Source organism: Streptomyces sp. NBC_00207 (genome assembly GCF_045160965.1).
Classification (GTDB): domain Bacteria; phylum Actinomycetota; class Actinomycetes; order Streptomycetales; family Streptomycetaceae; genus Streptomyces.
The window spans coordinates 4,117,571-4,135,826 of the sequence record NZ_CP130715.1; the positions used below are offsets into that span (position 1 = coordinate 4,117,571).

Here is an 18,256-nt window from a genome sequence, read left to right on the forward strand (position 1 = left end):
GCGGCGACGGCCGGGCTCGCGGCCCGGCGGCGGCCCGAGCCGGGCGCGGCCAGTGTGTCGGCCTCGGAGAGCCGGGCCAGTTCGGCCAGTTCGGCCAGCTCCGCCACGGCGGCCAGCTCGGCGAGTTCGGCCTGCGTCCTGCCGCCCTGGCGGCCGGGAGCGGTGGCGGTGTCCGCGCCCCGGCGGCGACGGCCGGCCCGCCGGCTCCCGGTGCGCGGGGCGGGGACTCCGGGATCCGGGTCCCGGAGCGTGGCCCCGGGATCCGCCGGACCGGACGTCCAGGCCGGGGGCTCGGCCCCGTACGCCTCCGGGACGGGACCGGCACGGCGGTGACTGCCCTGCGTATCGCTCACGACGCTTGCTCCACTGGTGATCCGGCACCCCCGGGTTCGGGCACGGCACCCTAGCGGAGGAGTCGTCACGCTCCAAAGCCGGACGGCCACTCAGCGTGTCGGAACGGGAGGGTGCGGCGCCGGTGGATCACCCGTGGCGGGGCGGATTCAGTAGGCGAAGGCGCGCGCCGTATTGGCGGCCAGCGCGGTGGCCATGGCGTCCTCGTCGATGCCGCGGACGGCGGCCATCGCCCGTACCGTCAGCGGAATGAGGTACGGCGCGTTGGGCCGTCCGCGGTACGGCGCCGGGGTCAGGTAGGGCGCGTCGGTCTCGACGAGCACCAGCTCCAGCGGGGCCACGGCCAGCGCCTCGCGCAGCGGCGCCGCATTCTTGAAGGTGACGGTGCCGGCGAAGGACATGTAGTACCCGGCGGCGGCGCACTCGCGGGCCATGTCGGCGTCCCCGGAGTAGCAGTGGAAGACGGTGCGTTCCGGGGCGCCCTCCTCGCGCAGGACGCGCAGCACGTCCGCGTGGGCGTCCCGGTCGTGGATGACGAGGGCCTTGCCCTGCCGCTTGGCGATCTCGATGTGCGCGCGGAAGGAGCGCTCTTGCGCGGCCATGCCCTCCGGGCCGGTGCGGAAGTAGTCCAGCCCGGTCTCGCCGACCGCCTTCACGTGGTCGAGGGCGGCCAGTGCCTCGATCTCGGCGAGCGCCTCGTCCAGCGCGCCCTCGCCGCCGCCGGCCCTGGCCCCCTGCCTCGACCAGCCGTCCGGATCCCCGAGGACGATCCGGGGGGCTTCGTTCGGGTGAAGGGCGACGGCCGCGTGGACGTTCTCGTACGCGGCGGCGGTCTCGGCGGCCCACCGGGAGCCCTTCACGTCGCAGCCCACCTGGACGACGGTGGTCACGCCGACCGAGGCGGCCTTCGCGAGGCCTTCCTCGACGGTGCCCGCCTGCATGTCGAGGTGGGTGTGCGAGTCCGCCACCGCCACCCGGAGGGGTTCGGGCAGCGGAGGCAGTGCGTCCTTGGAGGCGGAGGAAGGGCTCATACGGCCGATCTTATGACCGGCGGAAGACGCCCATCAGGCGGGAGAGCCAGCCCCGGCGCTCCCGGGCCCGGTCGACGGCGACGGGCCCGGGGGAGTCGTGCGTCCCCTTGCGGGGCTTCGGGGTCCGGGGCACGTCCACTCCGGCCGGCACCGGTCCGGCGATCCCGGGGGCGATGCGGTGGTGGTAGAGGTGGTCGATCATGCCGAGCACCGAGGAGACCTGGCCCGCGCGCATGATCCGTACGACGTGTCCGCCGCAGTTCATGCAGGTCGGGTTGGACAGCGGGGAGGGCACCCGCTCGCCGTTGACCGTGTACATGATGAACGGCTCGCCCCGGCCGTCGACGTGGTGCTCGATCGCGTACGCCTGCTCCCAGCCGTACCCGCACCTCATGCACGCGAAGGAGTAGGCCTCGTGCACGGTCTGCACGCCGGGGCTGGAAGCGGCGGCAGGGACTGCGGCGGGTACCGCCACGGGGACGGGTACCGGGGTGTCAGCGATCTCACTCATGCCAGCTCCTCTTGTTCCACTGGTGCCATTGCCAGTGGACGCCTCTTCAGGCGGGAGCGCATCAGGCCCTGTCCAGTGTTGGACGGTCTTTGGGCGAGTCCATGCCGAAAGCGCCCGGTGCGCGGTCTGAGCTTTGCTTTTCAGGTTAGCTCTTTACCGACTTACGGCACCTTTTGTGCCGCATTCTTTGCCGCGACCACGGCGTCGAACACCTCGCGCTTGGGTACCCCGGCCTCGGCCGCGACCGCAGCGATGGCCTCCTTGCGCCGCTCCCCCGCCTCCTCGCGCACCTGCACGCGGCGCACCAGCTCGCCGGCGTCCACATCGCCGGGTCCGGCGGCGGGGGCGCCCTCCACGACGACGGTGATCTCCCCGCGCACCCCTTCGGCGGCCCAGGCCGCGAGTTCGCCGAGCCCGCCGCGCTTGACCTCCTCGTACGTCTTCGTCAGCTCGCGGCAGACCGCGGCCCGCCGCTCGGCGCCGAAGACCTCGGCCATCGCGGCGAGGGTGTCGTCGAGCCGGTGCGGGGCCTCGAAGTAGACGAGCGTGCGCCGCTCGCCCTCGACCTCGCGCAGCCGGCCGAGGCGCTCGCCCGCCTTGCGCGGCAGGAACCCCTCGAAGCAGAACCGGTCCACCGGCAGCCCGGACATCGCCAGCGCGGTGAGCACCGCGGACGGCCCGGGGACGGCGGTGACCTTGATGTCCTTCTCCACGGCGGCGGCGACCAGCCGGTAGCCGGGGTCGGAGACCGAGGGCATGCCGGCGTCGGTCACCAGCAGCACGCGCGCGCCGCCGATCAGGGCCTCGACCAGCTCGGGGGTGCGCGCGGACTCGTTGCCCTCGAAGTAGGAGAGGACACGTCCGGTGGTGTGCACGCCGAGCCCCTGGGTCAGCCGGCGCAGCCGCCGGGTGTCCTCGGCGGCGATCACGTCGGCCCGCTCCAGCTCGGCCGCGAGGCGCGGCGGGGCGTCGGCGAGGTCGCCGATGGGCGTGCCGGCGAGGACGAGCGTGCCCATCAGGCCTTCGGTCGCGGCGTCGACGGGGGTGCTCTGGGTACCGCGGGGCTGGTCAGTTGTCACCCGCCCATCCTCTCAGTCCCGCGCCCCGCCGCCCCCCGTCAGGCCCCCGCCACTGGGGCGCACACAGATCTCTTCCCTACGATGTGCCGGTGACCAGTACCGCGACGCCGTCGCCCAGCCCCGCGAGGGCCCCTGCCGCCTCGCCGGCCGGGCGCGAAGTAGAGCCGCCCACCTGGCTGCGCCGGCTGCGCGGCTTCGGCTACGCGCCGGCCGCCGCCGCGTCGCCGCGTGCGGACGTCCGCACCCGGCTGGTGCCCCCGTACGCCAGGCCGTCCCGGCAGCTGTGGCTGACCTTCGGTCTGCCGCCCGAGACGTGGGGGATCTGGCAGCGCATCTTCTCGTGGGCGGGGCCGCTGCTGGTGGCGCTGGTCGCCGGGGTGCTGCGGTTCGTGCACCTGGGCAGCCCGAAGGCGGTGATATTCGACGAGACGTACTACGCCAAGGACGCCTGGGCCACGGTCCGGCAGGGCTACGAGGCGAGCTGGCCCAAGGACATCGACAAGTCGATCCTCGCCAACCCGGACGGGGTCGCGCTGCCCGTGGACCCGGGCTACGTGGTGCACCCGCCGGTCGGGAAGTGGGTCATCGGGCTCGGCGAGTGGATGTTCGGCTTCACCCCCTTCGGCTGGCGGTTCATGACCGCCGTCCTCGGCACCCTGTCGGTGCTGATGCTGTGCCGGATCGGACGCCGCCTCTTCCGCTCGACCTTCCTGGGATGTCTGGCGGGCACACTGCTCGCGGTGGACGGCCTGCACCTGGTGATGAGCCGCACCGCGCTGCTGGACCTGGTGCTGATGTTCTTCGTGCTCGCCGCGTTCGGGGCGCTGCTCATCGACCGCGACCGGGCCCGGGCCAGACTCGCCGACGCACTGCCGGTGGACGAGGAGGGCCGGACCCGGCCCGACACGAAGATCGCCGAGTCGCTGCGGCTGGGCTGGCGGCCGTACCGGATCCTGGCCGGGGTCTGCCTGGGGCTGGCCGCGGGCACGAAGTGGAACGGCTTCGTCGTCCTGGCCTTCTTCGGGGTCCTCACCGTGCTGTGGGACGCGGCCGCGCGCCGCACCGCGGGCGCTGGGGCCCCGTACGCGGCCATGCTGCGCCGCGACGCGCTGCCGGCCTTCGTGTCCACGGTGCCGGTCGCGATCGTGACGTACGTGGCCTCGTGGTCGGGCTGGATCTTCAGCCCGGACAACGGCAAGGGCGGCTACCTGCGCGACTGGGCGGCCAAGAACGACCAGAACAGCGCGCTGTCGTTCCTGCCGGAGTGGGTGCGCAGCCTGTGGCACTACGAGACCGAGGTCTACGAGTTCCACGTCGGCCTGACCTCGGGGCACACCTACGAGTCGAACCCGTGGAGCTGGCTGGTCCTCGGCCGGCCCGTCTCCTATTTCTACGAGTCCCCCGAGCCGGGCACCGACGGCTGCCCGGCGACCGCGGCGGGCAAGTGCGCCCGCGAGGTGCTGGCGCTGGGCACCCCCCTGCTCTGGTGGGCGGGCTGCTTCGCGCTGCTGTACGTGCTGTGGCGGTGGTTCTTCCGCCGCGACTGGCGGGCGGGCGCGATCGCGTGCGCGGTGGCCGCGGGTCTGCTGCCCTGGTTCAACTACCAGGAGCGGACGATCTTCTACTTCTACGCGGTGGTCTTCGTCCCGTACCTGTGCCTGGCGGTGGCGATGATGATCGGCGCCCTGCTGGGCCCGGCGGGCTCGTCCGAACGACGGCGCGCGCTGGGCGCGATCGGGGCGGGGGTACTGGTCCTGCTGATCGTGTGGAACTTCATCTACTTCTGGCCGATCTACACGGGCCAGACCCTGCCCATGGACTCCTGGCGCGGCCGCATGTGGCTGGACACCTGGGTCTAGCAGCGAAAACGACGGGCCCGGCACCTTCTGGTGCCGGGCCCGTCGTGGTTGTTGCCGGTGGCCGCCGGCCGTCCTGGGCCGCCCCTCGAGGGCCCACAGACGGGCCCGCTCCGGCGCAGTACCTGGCACGGGTCGCGCACGGCTGGCCTTCAGATGCGTAGCCCTACAGAGATAGGTCAGAGACGGGTCATGCCGGCAGCTTCAAGGCCCTGCCGGACGGTTGCCGGCCAAACAGGGCCTCTGTGGTTGCGGTACGTCGTGGCTGAATCGCTGACTAGCCCTACGGCCCTTCGTGGATCTTCTGGGGATGCTGTCAACCGGTCCCCACACAGTGAACGGCGGTGCGCGGTGACTGCACCTTCTTCCCCGCCCGGCGTGTTTCCGTGTAGACCCGCCAGTCTCTGGTGTATTTGCACCTATAGGACAGATCGATTCTGACGTTGTAGCTGCCCACCTCTGACTTCTCTGTGAGCGTCTTGTCCCACCACCAAGGAATGTCCCTGCGCAGCAACACATGAACAACGGCGCTCTCTGGGCAGTGGGCACCGCCATGACTCTCGATCACGGTGGGCACCCCTGATTCAGTTGGCTGACTCGCAGCCAGAATGCAAGACGGAACTGCAGGCAATGCCCTGCTTCCTCGTATACGTCTCGCTGTGAAGACGCCCAGAGGTACTACCAATGCGGCCGCGATAACAGCTGTACGGAGTCGGGTTCGCCTCTCCATGATTGGCCATCCTTGCGATGAGGAGTGCTAATTCTGGCCTGCATGCGCTCACGACCCACCTACTTCAAGGTGACGCTCAACTCGCTTGGATCGCAAGTCGGATACGGCAAGCTACGAGGCGGATCGGCGCCTGCCGCCAGACGCAACCAGCCCGGCACACGACACCAGAACTTCGGGCGGTGTAACCAGCTGAGAGCAACTTGCAGTGCAGCCCATCGTGGTGCAGGGGCGCCGACCAGCCTGCTGGTGGACCCCTCGTCGCACAGGCGTTGATATGCGGCGAGCTCGCGGGGGCCGGCACATTGTTCCGGCGGCTTGCCGTCGCTGCAAGGGACGTGCCGCGCAGCGGCTCCCCTCTTCATGCTAGGGACTCTCCGGCCCACGCCCGCGGCTCGGAGATGGCCCCGTAGGGCCTCGGCGACCCTGGTGGCGGCGGAAAACCTCTGGTCGGGGCCGCCTGGGCTAAGCGTTCATCCGTCTAGTCCTTCAGTAGGAACCCCCTTCGCCCCTTCTAGTAGGGCTCCCTTCAGGTTCGCGCCGGTTAGATCAGCGCCGGTTAGGTCTGCCTGGCGCAGGTCCGATCCGCTTAGGTCGGCACCGCGCAGGTCCGATCCGGTTAGGTCGGCACCGCGTAGGTCCGTTCCATATAGGTCAGTGCTTCTCAGGTCAGCCAGGAGCAGGTTCGCGTCCCTCAGGTCCGCGCGACTCACGTTGGCGCTGTTCAGGTCAGCCAGGTCAAGCTTCGCGCCCCCCAGGTCCGCACGGGTCAGGTTGGCGCCGACCAGGATCGCGTTGGAGAGGTTGGCCCCACGCAGACTCGCGTCCTCTAGCACCGCTTTCGTCAGGTCTACCCCCTCCATCTGGGCATCCTTCAAGCTCACATCCGACAACTCGGCATAGGCCAAATTCGCCCCCGTACACAGCGCATTGTGCAAGTCCACACCCAAGAAATAAGCGTGCCGCAGGTCCGCCTCCGCCAGGTTCGCAAAGCTGAACGGAAGGTAGCTAGCAACCGGCGATTCGTCTCCGCTCGTGTTGACATAGGGGGACTGCAGAGACAAGCCGCGCAGGTCCGCGCCTTGCCAATTGATCTCTGCCTGGCCGTCCCGGCCCGACGGGCGCGCAGCGAGCACCTCCGTCACGGCCACGACGTCGGCGTCGGGCGGAGGAGGAAGTTCGTCCGGCTTCATCTTCGGGAAGCCGTCCGCCGGGACGGGGGTATGAGTCCGTGCGTACGCTGACAGCACTGAAATGATCCGGGGCTGATCGCGCGGCGAATCCTGCATGATGCGCTCAAGCGCGTAGATGCCCCCGAACCTCACATCCAGCGACTTCGATCCTAGGTGTGAAACCGCTTCGTTGAACCGGCTAGTGATTTGGCCCTGTTCCGCGATCCGAAGCTCCGTCCCGGTTTGCCCAACCGACACCCAGGTGAACACCAGCGCGACCAACGCGACCAAACCAGGCAGGGAAGCCATCAGAGACAGCCACCGCGTCCCGTCGGCGCCGCCCCTTCTGCGCTGGCCTGCGCGGATACGGCGCCGCCGCCTAGCTGCCTGTCGGTGCGCGATCCACTGCCTCAGCCGTGGCCGCCTAACGCTCACCCTTCCATCGCACTCGAAGAAGCCGGATCCCGCGCGCTGGAAGGATCGGACCGCTGGCCAGCTTGGGGCACTGGTTGCCACCCTGGGTCTAGCAGCCGGAAAGCCGGAAAGAGGGCCCCGACGCCGGACGGCGTCGGGGCCCTCTTCGTCGTTAGCGGGACGCCTCGCAGGCTTGCTCCGCGACGTCCTTGGAGGCGCCGGCCGCAGTGAGGCTGCTGGTGCAGCTGGTCTGGTTGCCGATCTGCCCCTGGTAGCAGGCCTCCGCGACGCCGCTCGTGACCTTGGCATCGTGCTTCGCGACGTACTGCTCGCAGGCCTTCATGTCCGCGTGGGCGGCTGGGGCGGTGAAGACGGCTCCGCCGACGGCGAGGGCCAGGCCGGCGAGGATGCTGGGGATACGGGCCGACGGACGCATGCGCATGCACCTGCTCTCTCGGTCGGTCACGCGGCCGGCGGGTGCGCCGGACCGCGGGCGGGGGCGGCGGCGCAGAGCGGCAGTCGCAGGGGCGACCGGCTCGATGCAGCGGTCACCCTCGCCCTTTCGACGCTAGAGCACGGCCCCGGTGCACGCACGTCCGGCCGAGCGGGTCACGGGCGGGTCAGGGGGTGGTCAGGAGGGCTGCGATCCGGTCCGCGTGCCAGTGGCCGGCCGCGCCGGGGCACCGGGCGAGGTAGTCGGCGATGGACCGTGCGTCCCAGGCCCCGGACTCCAGCAGGCCTGCCGCCAGGTGCGTCACGTAGGCGGCGGCCGGGCTGACCCACTCCACCTCGTGCATGCCCCAGGGCGCGGTGAAGGTCAGCACGGGGATGCCGTCCAGGGCGCCGGAGCAGACCAGCGTCTCGTACCGGCCGGGCCCCAGCTCATCGCGTCCCGTGCGCAGGACCCGGGTGAGGTCGATGTCGGCCCCGGGCTCCCGGTACATCTCCTGGGCGGCGATGTCGGAGAACTGCTGGACGGTCACCAGGTGGGCCCGGGCGCGCACGCGGCCCGGCGCCGCCGGGTCGTAGAAGGCGCGGCCGCCCGTCCACACGACGGACTCCGTGGCGAAGTACAGGCGGCCGGGCAGTTCGACGGGCACCGACCGGGCCGGCGCGCGCGGGTCGCGGCACCCGGGATAGCCGCGGGCGGTGCCCGCCGGGGTGCCTCCGGCCAGGTAGGCCGGGGTGCCTCCGGCGAGGTAGCAGGCGAGTCGGCCCCGGTGCATGTTCGAGCCGTAGGAGGTGTACCAGATGCGCTCGGGCAGCGGTCCCCCGCTGCCGAGCGCTTCCACTGCCAGGAGCCTCTTCGTGGTCATCAATTGCTTCAACGGTCTTCGCAGTCGCGATGTTCCGGTCCGGTAACAACGCCCGGAACGATTCGCTCCGCCGCGTAAGGTCCACACCAAGGGTTCTTTGAACATGTTCAGGGAACCATTGGCTCCTGGGGAGGGGACGCAGTGAACGGGGCAGCGAAGGGTGCCATCGTCGGCGGGGTGTTCCTCGCGATGCTCGGCGGCACCGGATACGGGGTGTACGCCCTGGTCGGGGACAGCGGCGGCGCGAAGGACGGCGACACCACCGTCCAGGCGGAGAAGGGCAGCGGGCCGGTCGGCGCGAAGGAGACCGCCGCGACCGCAAAGGCCTTCCTGGCCGCCTGGGCCGCCGGGGACGAGCGGGTGGCCGCCGACCTGACGAACAACGTCGCGGCCGCGCAGGCCGCCGTCGGCGACTTCAGGACCAAGGCGTACGTGTCCAAGGCCGTGATCACCCCCGGCCCGGCGAACGGCACCACCGTCCCCTTCAAGGTCGAGGCCGAGATCACGTACGAGGGCACCACCAAGCCGCTGGCCTACGACTCCCAGCTGACCGTCGTGCGCGGGGTGACCAGCGGGAAGCCGCTGGTCGACTGGCAGCCCTCGGTGATCCACCCCCAGCTCCAGAAGGACGAGAAGCTGCGCGCGGGCGCCGCGTCGAACCCGCCGGTCAAGGCCGTCGACCGCAACGGCGACGAGCTGACCCCGGAGAAGTACCCCTCGCTGCGGCCGATCCTCGACGAACTGCGCCAGAACTACGGCAGCAAGTCGGGCGGCAGGGCCGGCGCCGAGGTGTGGATCGAGCCCGCCCTCAAGGAAGCCCCCAAGCGGACCCTGCTGACCCTGGTCGAGGGCGAGCCGAGCACCCTCAAGACGTACCTGGACGCCACGGTGCAGGCGGCGGCCGAGCAGGCCGTCGCCAAGTACCCGGAGGCCTCGGTGGTCGCCGTCCAGCCGAGCAACGGACACATCCTGGCCGTCGCCAACCACCGCACCGACGGCTTCAACGCGGCCATGAGGGGTGCCAGGGCCCCCGGCTCCACGATGAAGATCGCGACGGCGGCCATGCTCATCGACCGGGGTCTGGTGGCGGCCGACAAGCCGGCGCAGTGCACGAAGGAGGTGCAGTGGGGCGGACGCACCTTCCACAACCTGGGCAACTTCGAGCTGCCGGGCGCCAACTTCGCGACGAGCTTCGCCAAGTCCTGCAACACCGCCTTCATCAAGCCGGTCGGCGTGATCCACGACGACGCGGCGCTCTCCAAGGAGGCCAAGGAGGTCTTCGGCATCGACCTGGACTGGAAGACGGGCATCCAGTCCGTCGACGGCAAGGTTCCGACGGCCACGGGCGCGGAGGAGGCCGCCGGGTACATCGGGCAGGGCAGGATCACCATGAACCCGCTGAACATCGCGTCCATCACCGCGACCGCGCGCACCGGCACGTTCCGCCAGCCGCTCCTGGTCTCGCCGGAACTCGACGGCCGGAAGATCGCGACGGCGCAGCGGAAGATGAAGCCCTCGGTGCAGCAGCAGCTGGTCTCGATGATGCGGCTGACGGCGACGTCGGGCACCGCCGAGAAGGCGATGCGGTCGGTGGGCGGCGACAAGGGCGCGAAGACGGGCTCGGCGGAGGTCGACGGCGCCGGCAGCCCGGACAGCTGGTTCACGGGTTACAGCGGCGACGTGGCCGCGGCCGCGATGGTCGAGGCCGGCGGCCACGGCGGGGACGCGGCGGGGCCGATCGTCGCCGAGGTCCTGAAGGCCGGCTGACCGGCGTCGGCCCGCGGGCCGAAAGCCGGATGACGCCTCCTCGCGGAAGGCGCTAGCGTCCCGGCATGACGACCACAGCGCACCCCCGTTTCGCCGAGGCACTGACCGCCCTCGGCATCGACGCCGAGGTACGGGCCTTCCCCGAGGCCACCCGGACCGCCGCCGAGGCCGCGGCCGCGATCGGCTGCGAGCTCGGCCAGATCGTCAAGTCGCTGATCTTCGCGGCGGACGGCGTACCCGTCCTGGTGCTGATGGACGGGGCCTCCCGCGTGGACGTCGCGGCGGTCGGCCGCGAGCTGGGCGCGGCCCGGGTGACGCGGGCGGACGCGGCCGTGGTCCGGGAGACCACCGGCTACGCCATCGGCGGGGTGCCGCCCTTCGGGCACCGTACGCGCACGCGGGTGCTCGCCGACCGGGCGCTGCTGGTCCACGACACGGTCTGGGCGGCGGCCGGGACCCCGCACACGGTGTTCCCGATGGCCCCCGGCGAGCTCGTCAGGTACGCCGGGGCCACCGTGGCCGACGTACGCGAGCAGCCGTCGCAGCCGTCAGAGGGCTGACCGCAGGGCGCGGACCAGGGCCTGGGCGCGCGGGTCGGCGGTGACCGACTTGGCCAGGGCGTTGGTGACGTAGCCGAAGCCGATGCCCGCGTCGGGGTCCGCGAAGGCCAGGGATCCGCCGCGGCCGGGGTGGCCGAAGGAGGCCGGGGAGAGCAGCGGCGAGGCCGGGCCGTGCAGCATGTAGCCGGGGCCGAAGCGGGTGTTCACGACGAGCACCCGGTCCGGGCCCGAGGAGAGTTCACGGCCGGCGAGTGCGGTGGTGGCCGGGGTGAAGATCCGCGCGCCGTCCTCGACCACGCCGATCGTGGCCCCGTAGAAGCGGGCCAGGCCGCGGGCCGTGCCGATGCCGTTCGAGGCGGGGAGTTCGGCGGCCCGGTAGGAGGGGGCGTTCTCGTCGGGCAGCGGGTCGATGGCGGTGAAGGCGCGGCGGGTGAGGGAGTCCGGGTCGGCGTAGGCCTCGGAGACGTTGCGCCGCGGGCGGGTCCTGAGCATGCCCGCGCTCGACGGCGGGTCGACCGGGGCCACCCGGCCCACCCGGTGCGCCGCGGTCTCCGGCAGGCCTATCCAGAAGTCGACGCCCAGCGGCTCGGTCATCTCCTCCGCCAGTACGGTGCCCAGCGTGCGGCCGGTCACCCGCAGGACCAGCTCGGACAGCAGCCAGCTGTAGGTCTGGGCGTGGTAGCCGTGCTCGGTGCCCGGCTCCCAGAAGGGCTGCTGCGTGGCGACGGCGTGCGCTCCGGAGACCCCGTCCGCGGCCTCGGCGGCGGTCAGGCCGCGGTCCAGCACCGGGACCCCGGCGCGGTGCGCGAGCAGGTCGCGGACCAGGATCCGCTCCTTGCCGCCCGTCTTGAACTCCGGCCAGTACGAGCCCACCGGGGCGTCCAGGTCGAGCAGCCCGCGCTGGTGCAGCAGCAGGGGGACGGCGGCGGCCACGCCCTTGGTCGCGGAGCGGACGATCTGCGCGGTGTCCCCGGTCCAGGGGTCCGTGCCGTCGGCGTCCCTGGTGCCGCCCCACAGGTCGACGACCTTGCGGCCGTCGCGGTAGACGGCCACGGCCGCCCCGCGGTCCCCGAGCACCTCGAAATTGCGCACGAACGCGTCCCGGACCGGCTCGAAGCCTTCCGCCACCACACCCTGGATGTCCACGAGCAGTCCAACAACGCGCGACCGGGGCTTATGCCACCGATACCGAACGGGGGTCGAAGCCGAACGGGAGCTCCAGCCGGTGGGCCCGCATCAGCTTCTCGTCGCACAGCAGGTCCTGCGTGCGGCCGTCCGCCGCGATGACCCCCTCGCTGAGGATCACCGAGCGCGGGCACAGCTCCAGTGCGTACGGCAGGTCGTGCGTCACCATCAGCACGGTCACGTCGAGCGAGCGCAGGATGTCCGCGAGCTCGCGGCGCGAGGCCGGGTCCAGATTGGACGAGGGCTCGTCCAGGACCAGGATCTCGGGCCGCATGGCCAGGACGGTCGCCACCGCGACACGGCGGCGCTGCCCGAAGGACAGGTGGTGGGGCGGCCGGTCGGCGAAGTCCGCCATGCCGACCTGGTCCAGGGCGGCCCGCACCCGCTCGTCCAGCTCCGCGCCCCGCATTCCGGCCGCGGCCGGTCCGAAGGCCACGTCCTCCCGCACGGTCGGCATGAACAGCTGGTCGTCGGGGTCCTGGAAGACGATCCCGACCCGGCGCCGGATCTCGGCGAGGTTCCGCTTCTCCACGGGCAGGCCGGCCACGGTCACCGCGCCGACCCCGCCGCCCAGGATGCCGTTGAGGTGCAGCACCAGCGTGGTCTTGCCGGCGCCGTTGGGACCGAGCAGGGCGACCCGCTCGCCGTGCCCGACGGTCAGGTCCACGCCGAAGAGGGCCTGGTGTCCGTCGGGGTAGGCGTAGGCGAGGCCGGAGACTTCCAGCGAAGGGGTGAGGTTCACAGCGTCCATCCCATCAGACAGACGGCGAGGGCCGTCACCGGGAGTATGGCCGCGTACGCCCACTGGGTGCGCGTGGCCACGACCTCGTCGATCACCGGCATCGAGCCGGCGTAGCCGCGGCTGACCATCGCGAGGTAGACCCGCTCGCCGCGCTCGTAGGAGCGGATGAACAGCGCGCCCGCGGTCTTGGCCAGCACCCCCCAGTGCCGGATCCCGCGGGCTTCGAACCCGCGCGAGCGGCGGGCGATGGACATCCTGCGCAGCTCGTCGCTGATCACGTCGCCGTAGCGGATCATGAAGGAGGCGATCTGGACGAGCAGCGGCGGCAGCTTCAGTCTCTGCAGTCCCAGCAGCAGGGCCCGCAGCTCGGTCGTGGAGGCCAGCAGGACGGACGCGGCCACGCCGAGCGTGCCCTTGGCGAGGACGTTCCAGGCGCCCCACAGGCCGGAGACGCTGAGGGACATGCCGAGCACCTCCACCTGCTCGCCCTCGGCGACGAAGGGCATGAGCACGGCGAAGGCGACGAACGGGACCTCGATCAGCAGCCTCCGCAGCAGGAAGCCGGCCGGGATCCGGGCCACGGCCGCGGCCGCGGTGATGAGCACGGCGTACAGGCCGAAGGCCCACACCGCCTCGCGCGGCGTGGACACGACGACCACGACGAAGCCGAAGGTCGCGGCGAGCTTGCAGTGCGGGGGCAGGTCGTGGACCGGAGTGTGCCCGTGCCGGTAGAGCTTGTGGGCATGGCCGGCTCCCACGTCAGCCCGCCGAGACGGAGGTGGCGGTCAGCTCGTCCGTACGGCGCCGGCGCACGGCCCAGAAGATCCCGGTGCCGGCGGCGACGGTCACGCCGACGCCGATGACCCCGGCGAGGCCGCCGGACAGCCGGGCGTCGTCGACGTTCTTGACGCCGTAGTCGGCGAGCGGGGAGTCGGCGGCCGCGTGGTCCTCGACCTTCTCGTCGATGCCCTTGTCGGCGGCGACCTTCTCCAGGCCGTCGGGGCTGGCGGAGGCGTAGTAGGAGACGAACCCGGCGAGGACGAGCGCGGTGACCAGGCCGGTCGCCCACACCTTCCGGGTGGAGCGGGCGGCCACCGGGGTGGCGGCGGCCGCGGGGGCGTCGACGAGCTCGCCGCCGACGCGCAGCTTGAGCGGCGCGGTCAGCCCGCGGGCCCCGTGCACCAGGTCGGGCCGTACGGCGATCACGGCGCCCACGGTCGCGGCGGTGATGGCGGCCTCGCCGATGCCGATGAGCACGTGCACGCCGACCATGGCGGTGAACACCTTGCCGATGGCCACGTCGGTGGTGCCGCCGATCGCGTAGATGGCGGTGAAGGCCGCGGCCGCGGCGGGCACCGAGAGCAGGGCTCCCGCGAAGGCGGCCACGGTCACGGAGCGGCGGGTGGGCGGCAGGATCCCGAGCAGCCCGCGGAAGATCGCGTAGGCGACGACGACGGTGACGACGCCCATGACGGTGACGTTCACGCCGAGGGCGGTCAGGCCGCCGTCGGCGAAGAGGATGCCCTGCATGAGCAGGACGACGGACACGCACAGCACACCGGTATAGGGGCCGACGAGTATCGCGGCGAGGGCCCCGCCCAGCAGGTGGCCGCTGGTGCCGGCGGCGACGGGGAAGTTGAGCATCTGCACGGCGAAGATGAAGGCGGCGACGAGGCCGGCGAGCGGCGCGGTGCGCTCGTCGAGTTCGCGCCGGGCACCGCGGAGGCTGACGGCGACCGCGACGCCGGCCGCCACTCCGGCGGCCACCGAGACGGGTGCGTTGATGAAACCGTCGGGCACATGCATGGAGTGGCTCCGCTTCCGTACGCCTTAACGCAGTCTTTAACCGTTCAAGAATAGTGCCCAGTTGCAAATGGTTGGCAAGAGCGGGTCCGTCACAAAAACTTGCGTGCGGTTTCGTCGGAATGTGCGAGGCTTGAGGACAAACGGACGCAAATGTTCCGATTTTGAGGAGCCTGGTCGATGTCAGCCACCGCCGAGAATCCACCAGCCACCGCGACCGCCACCGCGACCGCCACCGTCACCACGACCGCCGCCGCGTCCACGACCACGAAACCGGTCGAGGAGCGGGTCCGCGCCCGGGTGATCACGGACGATCCCCTCTACCGGACCATCCCCGTCGCCCTGCGCTTCGCGCCCGCCGAGCCGCTGGCCGTGCGGATCGTCTTCCCGGCCGACCTCTCGCCCGAGGGCACCGACAACGAGTGGGTCTTCCCCCGCGCCCTGCTGGAGGCCGGCCTCCAGGCGCCGACCGGGACCGGGGACGTACGCATCTGGCCCTGCGGCCGCGTCCAGGCGGTGGTCGAGTTCCACTCCCCCGAGGGCGTCGCCGTGATCCAGTTCGACATCGCCGCGCTGCGCCGCTTCCTGCGCCGCACGTACGCTCCGGCCGGCGCCGCCACCCGTAGGGCGTAGGGCGCGGGCAGGAAACGGGCCCGGCCCCGCACCGCCTGGTGAGCAGGCGGTGCGGGGCCGGGCCGTCCTGTCGGCCGGACGGTGCGAGGTCAGGCGTTGACCAGCTCGCGGTCCTTGTCCGGGCCCTCGGGCGACTGTGCGGACCGGGAGAGGTGCTTGCGCAGGCTCTCGCCCTCCACGTCCACGTTGGGCAGCAGCCGGTCCAGCCACTTCGGCAGCCACCAGGCCTTGTGCCCGAGCAGTGCGAGCACCGCGGGGACGATGGCCATGCGGACCACGAAGGCGTCGAAGAAGACGGCGACGGCCAGACCGAAGCCGATCATCTTGACCATCTGCTCGCTGGCTCCGATGAAGCCCGCGAACACCGCGATCATGATGACGGCGGCGGCCACGACGACCCGCGCGCTGTACTGGAAGCCGGTCACCACGGCCTGGCCCGGGCGCTCGCCGTGGACGTACGCCTCACGCATGCGGGTGACGAGGAAGACCTCGTAGTCCATGGCCAGACCGAAGACGACGCCCACCATGAAGATCGGCATCATCGACATGATCGGGCCGGTCTGCTCCACGCCGAAGAGCGAGCCGAGCCAGCCCCACTGGAAGACCGCGACGACCGCGCCGAGGGCGGCGACGACCGAGAGCAGGAAGCCGAGGGCCGCCTTGAGCGGGACCAGGATCGAGCGGAACACCAGCATCAGCAGCAGGAAGGCGAGGCCGACGACGAGCGCCAGGTAGGGCAGCAGCGCGTCGTTCATCTTCTGCGAGAAGTCGATGTTCATCGCGGTGGCGCCGGTGACGAGGACGTCGTCGCCGCTGCCGTCGCGGATCTCGTGGACCAGGTCCTCCGTCTGGGTGGAGGACGGGCGGTCCTTCGGGATGACGGTGATGACCGAGGCGTCACCGCTCTCGTTGGGGGTCGGCGGGGTCACCGCGACGACGCCCTCCAGGCCCTTGATCCGGTCGACGGTGGAGTCGGCGAGCGCCTTGTCCCCGTCCACGACGACCATCAGCGGGCCGTTGAAGCCCGGGCCGAAGCCCTCGGACAGCAGGTCGTACGCCTGACGCTGGGTGGTGGAGACCGGCTGGGCGCCGTCGTCCGGCAGGCCCATCTCCAGCTTGCTCGCCGGGATGGCGATGATGCCGAGGCCGATCACACCCGCCAGCAGCACCATGACCGGGCGGCGCAGGACGAAGCGGGCCCAGCGGGTGCCGCCGTTGGCCTTCTTCTCGTCGGCGGGCTTGCCCTTGCCGAACAGCCTGCTCTTCTCGCCGGCCGGCAGGACCTTCTTGCCCGCGAAGCCGAGGATGGCCGGGACCAGGGTCAGGGCGACCAGAACCGCGATGACCACCGTGCCGGCGGCCGCGACGCCCATCTTGGTCAGCATCGGGATGTTGACGACGGCCAGGCCCACGAGGGCGATGACCACGGTCAGACCGGCGAAGACGACGGCGGAGCCGGCGGTTCCGGCGGCCCGGCCGGCGGCCTCGTCCCGCTCGCGGCCCTCGGCGAGCTCCACGCGGTAGCGGGAGACGATGAAGAGGGCGTAGTCGATGCCGACCGCGAGGCCGATCATCATCGCGAGGGTGGAGGTGGTGGAGCCGAGGTCCAGCACGTTGGCGAGCGCGGTGATGGAGGAGACGCCGATGCCCACGCCGATCAGGGCGGTCAGCAGCGGCAGCCCGGCCGCGATCAGCGAGCCGAAGGTGATCACGAGGACGATCGCGGCGACCATGATGCCGATGATCTCGCCGGAGCCGGTCTCGGGGGCCGCCATCAGCGCGTCACCGCCGATCTGGACGTTCAGGCCGGCGGCCTTGGCCGCGGTGCCGGAGTCCTTCAGCGCCTCGCGGGTCTCGTCCTTCAGCTCCATGCCGCTGACGTCGTACTTGGCGCTGACGTAGGCGGTGGAACCGTCCTGGCTCACGGCCTGGGCCTCGTACGGGTCGGCGACCGAGGAGATCTGCTCCGCGCCCGGTCCCGACTTCAGGCCGGCGACGATCTTCTCGACCTCCGCCTTGGGGCCGGGGTCGGTGACCTTGGCGCCCTCGGGTGCCTTGATGACGATGCGGGCGGTGGCGCCGTCGGCGGCCATGCCCGGGAACTTCTTGTCCAGCAGGTCGAAGGCCTTCTGGGCCTCCGTGCCGGGTATCGAGAACGAGCCGGAGGTGGGGGCGCCGGCCGAGGCCGCGCCGAAGCCGGCGGCGAACAGCAGCGCCACCCAGATGAGGGCGACGAGGCCGCGGCGCCGGAAGGCGCCCCTGCCGAGCCGGTAGAGGAAGGTAGCCACGTCGGTGGTTCTCCCGTTCAGGTCGTGGGATGGATCCGGATGGATCAGGGCGTAGAGAGCCGGCCCGACGACGAGAGCGGCGTGTCAGGAGCAGCAGGAAGCGGTGGAGCCGAAGGGGACGGGGTGGATCAGACGCCGAGGGCGGGGAAGACCACGGCATCGATGAACTCACCGAGGAAGGCCCGGTCCACGGGACGGTCCTCGATCAAGGGGAGCGCGATGAACGCCCCGATGAGCATGTGCGGTACGAAATCCAGGGCCGGACAGTCCGGCCGGATCTCGCCCCGGTCCACCGCGCGCCGGAGCATCTCCTGGAGACCGTTGATCTCCGGGTCGACCAGCAGGTCGCGCAGGGCCTTGTGGAGCTCCGGGCTCTCGTGGACGGCATGGGCCAGACCCCGCATCAGCGCGGTGTCCTTGGCCATCTGCGCGTCGTCCGAGTGCTCCACCATGAGCGCGAAGTCTCCGCGCAGGGTGCCCGTGTCGATCTCCCGCAGCGAGACGGGCTGCGTGCATCGCAGGGCCTTGGCGACCAGCTCCGGCTTGCTCCCCCACTGGCGGTAGAGGGTGGCCTTGCTGGACTTCGTACGGGCGGCGACCGCGTCCATGGTCAGCGCCTCGTAGCCGACGTCACGCAGGAGGTCGAGGACCGCCTCGTGCAGTTCGGCCTGTCGTTCGGGGGTGATCCGGCTGCGCCGGGCCGCCATCGCCTCGGTCATCTCCGTGCCTCCGTCCGAACGCGCCTCTTATCGAAACGAATGTGTTCCGTACGTTGAAACGATACCCCGCCTCCAAGCGAAACGAAACCGTTCCGTTTCGCT

General features: G+C 71.3%; 16 protein-coding genes. 4 read left to right on the forward strand and 12 right to left on the reverse strand.

Features of this window, described 5'->3' with window-relative positions:
• Window positions 1-500: 500 nt before the first annotated feature.
• The 3 genes from OG472_RS19500 to rsmI all read right to left on the reverse strand — a co-directional run bounded on the left by OG472_RS19500 (window position 501) and on the right by rsmI (window position 2,912).
• Window positions 501-1,382, reverse strand: coding sequence for a TatD family hydrolase (locus OG472_RS19500; RefSeq protein WP_401608678.1), 882 nt, complete (start codon window positions 1,380-1,382; stop codon window positions 501-503).
• Between the two features lie 10 nt (window positions 1,383-1,392).
• The gene (locus OG472_RS19505) at window positions 1,393-1,893 is read right to left on the reverse strand and encodes a hypothetical protein (RefSeq protein WP_401608676.1); all 501 of its coding nucleotides are present in this window, start codon (window positions 1,891-1,893) and stop codon (window positions 1,393-1,395) included.
• A 161-nt stretch (window positions 1,894-2,054) separates the two neighbouring features.
• Entirely contained in the window at window positions 2,055-2,912 is an 858-nt protein-coding gene (rsmI, locus tag OG472_RS19510; protein ID WP_405834884.1) for a 16S rRNA (cytidine(1402)-2'-O)-methyltransferase, read from the reverse strand.
• Between the two features lie 149 nt (window positions 2,913-3,061).
• Between rsmI and OG472_RS19515 the strand changes: the two genes are divergently transcribed.
• Window positions 3,062-4,831 (forward strand): dolichyl-phosphate-mannose--protein mannosyltransferase, encoded by a 1,770-nt coding sequence (locus OG472_RS19515; RefSeq protein ID WP_401608673.1) that lies wholly within the window; start codon window positions 3,062-3,064, stop codon window positions 4,829-4,831.
• 1,197 nt (window positions 4,832-6,028) lie between these two features.
• On the opposite strand, the gene OG472_RS19520 is transcribed toward OG472_RS19515, so the two are convergent.
• The 3 genes from OG472_RS19520 to OG472_RS19530 form a co-directional block, all read right to left on the reverse strand.
• A complete protein-coding gene (locus OG472_RS19520; RefSeq protein WP_405830465.1) occupies window positions 6,029-7,036 on the reverse strand; it encodes a pentapeptide repeat-containing protein in 1,008 nt (335 codons plus the stop codon).
• A 277-nt stretch (window positions 7,037-7,313) separates the two neighbouring features.
• A complete protein-coding gene (locus OG472_RS19525; protein ID WP_401608670.1) occupies window positions 7,314-7,583 on the reverse strand; it encodes a hypothetical protein in 270 nt (89 codons plus the stop codon).
• 178 nt (window positions 7,584-7,761) lie between these two features.
• Window positions 7,762-8,457, reverse strand: a complete 696-nt coding sequence (locus OG472_RS19530; RefSeq protein WP_405941796.1) for a histone deacetylase — start codon at window positions 8,455-8,457, stop codon at window positions 7,762-7,764.
• 141 nt (window positions 8,458-8,598) lie between these two features.
• On the opposite strand from OG472_RS19530, the gene OG472_RS19535 reads away from it, so the two are divergent.
• A complete protein-coding gene (locus OG472_RS19535; RefSeq protein ID WP_405830468.1) occupies window positions 8,599-10,224 on the forward strand; it encodes a penicillin-binding transpeptidase domain-containing protein in 1,626 nt (541 codons plus the stop codon).
• A 65-nt stretch (window positions 10,225-10,289) separates the two neighbouring features.
• Window positions 10,290-10,784, forward strand: a complete 495-nt coding sequence (locus OG472_RS19540) for a YbaK/EbsC family protein (RefSeq protein WP_401608663.1) — start codon at window positions 10,290-10,292, stop codon at window positions 10,782-10,784.
• Here the strand turns inward: OG472_RS19540 and OG472_RS19545 are convergent.
• Genes OG472_RS19545 through OG472_RS19560 form a run of 4 tightly spaced genes read right to left on the reverse strand, consistent with a single transcriptional unit; the run spans window position 10,773 to window position 14,517 of the window.
• Window positions 10,773-11,936 carry a serine hydrolase domain-containing protein gene (locus OG472_RS19545; RefSeq protein ID WP_405834885.1) on the reverse strand — a complete coding sequence of 388 codons (1,164 nt, stop codon included), beginning with the start codon at window positions 11,934-11,936 and terminating at the stop codon, window positions 10,773-10,775. The two genes, OG472_RS19540 and OG472_RS19545, sit on opposite strands and share 12 nt — an antisense overlap.
• Before the next feature lie 22 nt (window positions 11,937-11,958).
• The gene (locus OG472_RS19550) at window positions 11,959-12,720 is read right to left on the reverse strand and encodes an energy-coupling factor ABC transporter ATP-binding protein (RefSeq protein WP_401608660.1); all 762 of its coding nucleotides are present in this window, start codon (window positions 12,718-12,720) and stop codon (window positions 11,959-11,961) included.
• Window positions 12,708-13,469: a cobalt ECF transporter T component CbiQ gene (gene cbiQ, locus OG472_RS19555; RefSeq protein WP_405941797.1), complete on the reverse strand. Its 762-nt coding sequence runs from the start codon at window positions 13,467-13,469 to the stop codon at window positions 12,708-12,710. Before cbiQ ends, OG472_RS19550 begins: the two co-directional genes overlap by 13 nt.
• Before the next feature lies 1 nt (window position 13,470).
• Window positions 13,471-14,517, reverse strand: a complete 1,047-nt coding sequence (locus tag OG472_RS19560) for an energy-coupling factor ABC transporter permease (RefSeq protein WP_405830473.1) — start codon at window positions 14,515-14,517, stop codon at window positions 13,471-13,473.
• A 177-nt stretch (window positions 14,518-14,694) separates the two neighbouring features.
• On the opposite strand from OG472_RS19560, the gene OG472_RS19565 reads away from it, so the two are divergent.
• The gene (locus OG472_RS19565) at window positions 14,695-15,147 is read left to right on the forward strand and encodes an SsgA family sporulation/cell division regulator (RefSeq protein ID WP_405941798.1); all 453 of its coding nucleotides are present in this window, start codon (window positions 14,695-14,697) and stop codon (window positions 15,145-15,147) included.
• Between the two features lie 89 nt (window positions 15,148-15,236).
• On the opposite strand, the gene OG472_RS19570 is transcribed toward OG472_RS19565, so the two are convergent.
• Both OG472_RS19570 and OG472_RS19575 read right to left on the reverse strand, forming a co-directional pair.
• The gene (locus OG472_RS19570; RefSeq protein ID WP_383576530.1) at window positions 15,237-17,435 is read right to left on the reverse strand and encodes an MMPL family transporter; all 2,199 of its coding nucleotides are present in this window, start codon (window positions 17,433-17,435) and stop codon (window positions 15,237-15,239) included.
• 128 nt (window positions 17,436-17,563) lie between these two features.
• Window positions 17,564-18,154, reverse strand: a complete 591-nt coding sequence (locus OG472_RS19575) for a TetR/AcrR family transcriptional regulator (protein ID WP_401608651.1) — start codon at window positions 18,152-18,154, stop codon at window positions 17,564-17,566.
• Window positions 18,155-18,256 lie beyond the last annotated feature (102 nt).

Bases quoted from the DNA above. Each gene is read 5' to 3' on its own strand.
- OG472_RS19500 (WP_401608678.1), bottom strand. From the start codon at position 1,382: ATGAGCCCTTCCTCCGCCTCCAAGGACGCACTGCCTCCGCTGCCCGAA.
- OG472_RS19505 (WP_401608676.1), bottom strand. From the start codon at position 1,893: ATGAGTGAGATCGCTGACACCCCGGTACCCGTCCCCGTGGCGGTACCC.
- OG472_RS19520 (WP_405830465.1), bottom strand. From the start codon at position 7,036: ATGGCTTCCCTGCCTGGTTTGGTCGCGTTGGTCGCGCTGGTGTTCACC.
- OG472_RS19525 (WP_401608670.1), bottom strand. From the start codon at position 7,583: ATGCGCATGCGTCCGTCGGCCCGTATCCCCAGCATCCTCGCCGGCCTG.
- OG472_RS19530 (WP_405941796.1), bottom strand. From the start codon at position 8,457: ATGACCACGAAGAGGCTCCTGGCAGTGGAAGCGCTCGGCAGCGGGGGA.
- OG472_RS19540 (WP_401608663.1), top strand. From the start codon at position 10,290: ATGACGACCACAGCGCACCCCCGTTTCGCCGAGGCACTGACCGCCCTC.
- OG472_RS19550 (WP_401608660.1), bottom strand. From the start codon at position 12,720: ATGGACGCTGTGAACCTCACCCCTTCGCTGGAAGTCTCCGGCCTCGCC.
- OG472_RS19560 (WP_405830473.1), bottom strand. From the start codon at position 14,517: ATGCATGTGCCCGACGGTTTCATCAACGCACCCGTCTCGGTGGCCGCC.
- OG472_RS19565 (WP_405941798.1), top strand. From the start codon at position 14,695: ATGTCAGCCACCGCCGAGAATCCACCAGCCACCGCGACCGCCACCGCG.
- OG472_RS19575 (WP_401608651.1), bottom strand. From the start codon at position 18,154: ATGACCGAGGCGATGGCGGCCCGGCGCAGCCGGATCACCCCCGAACGA.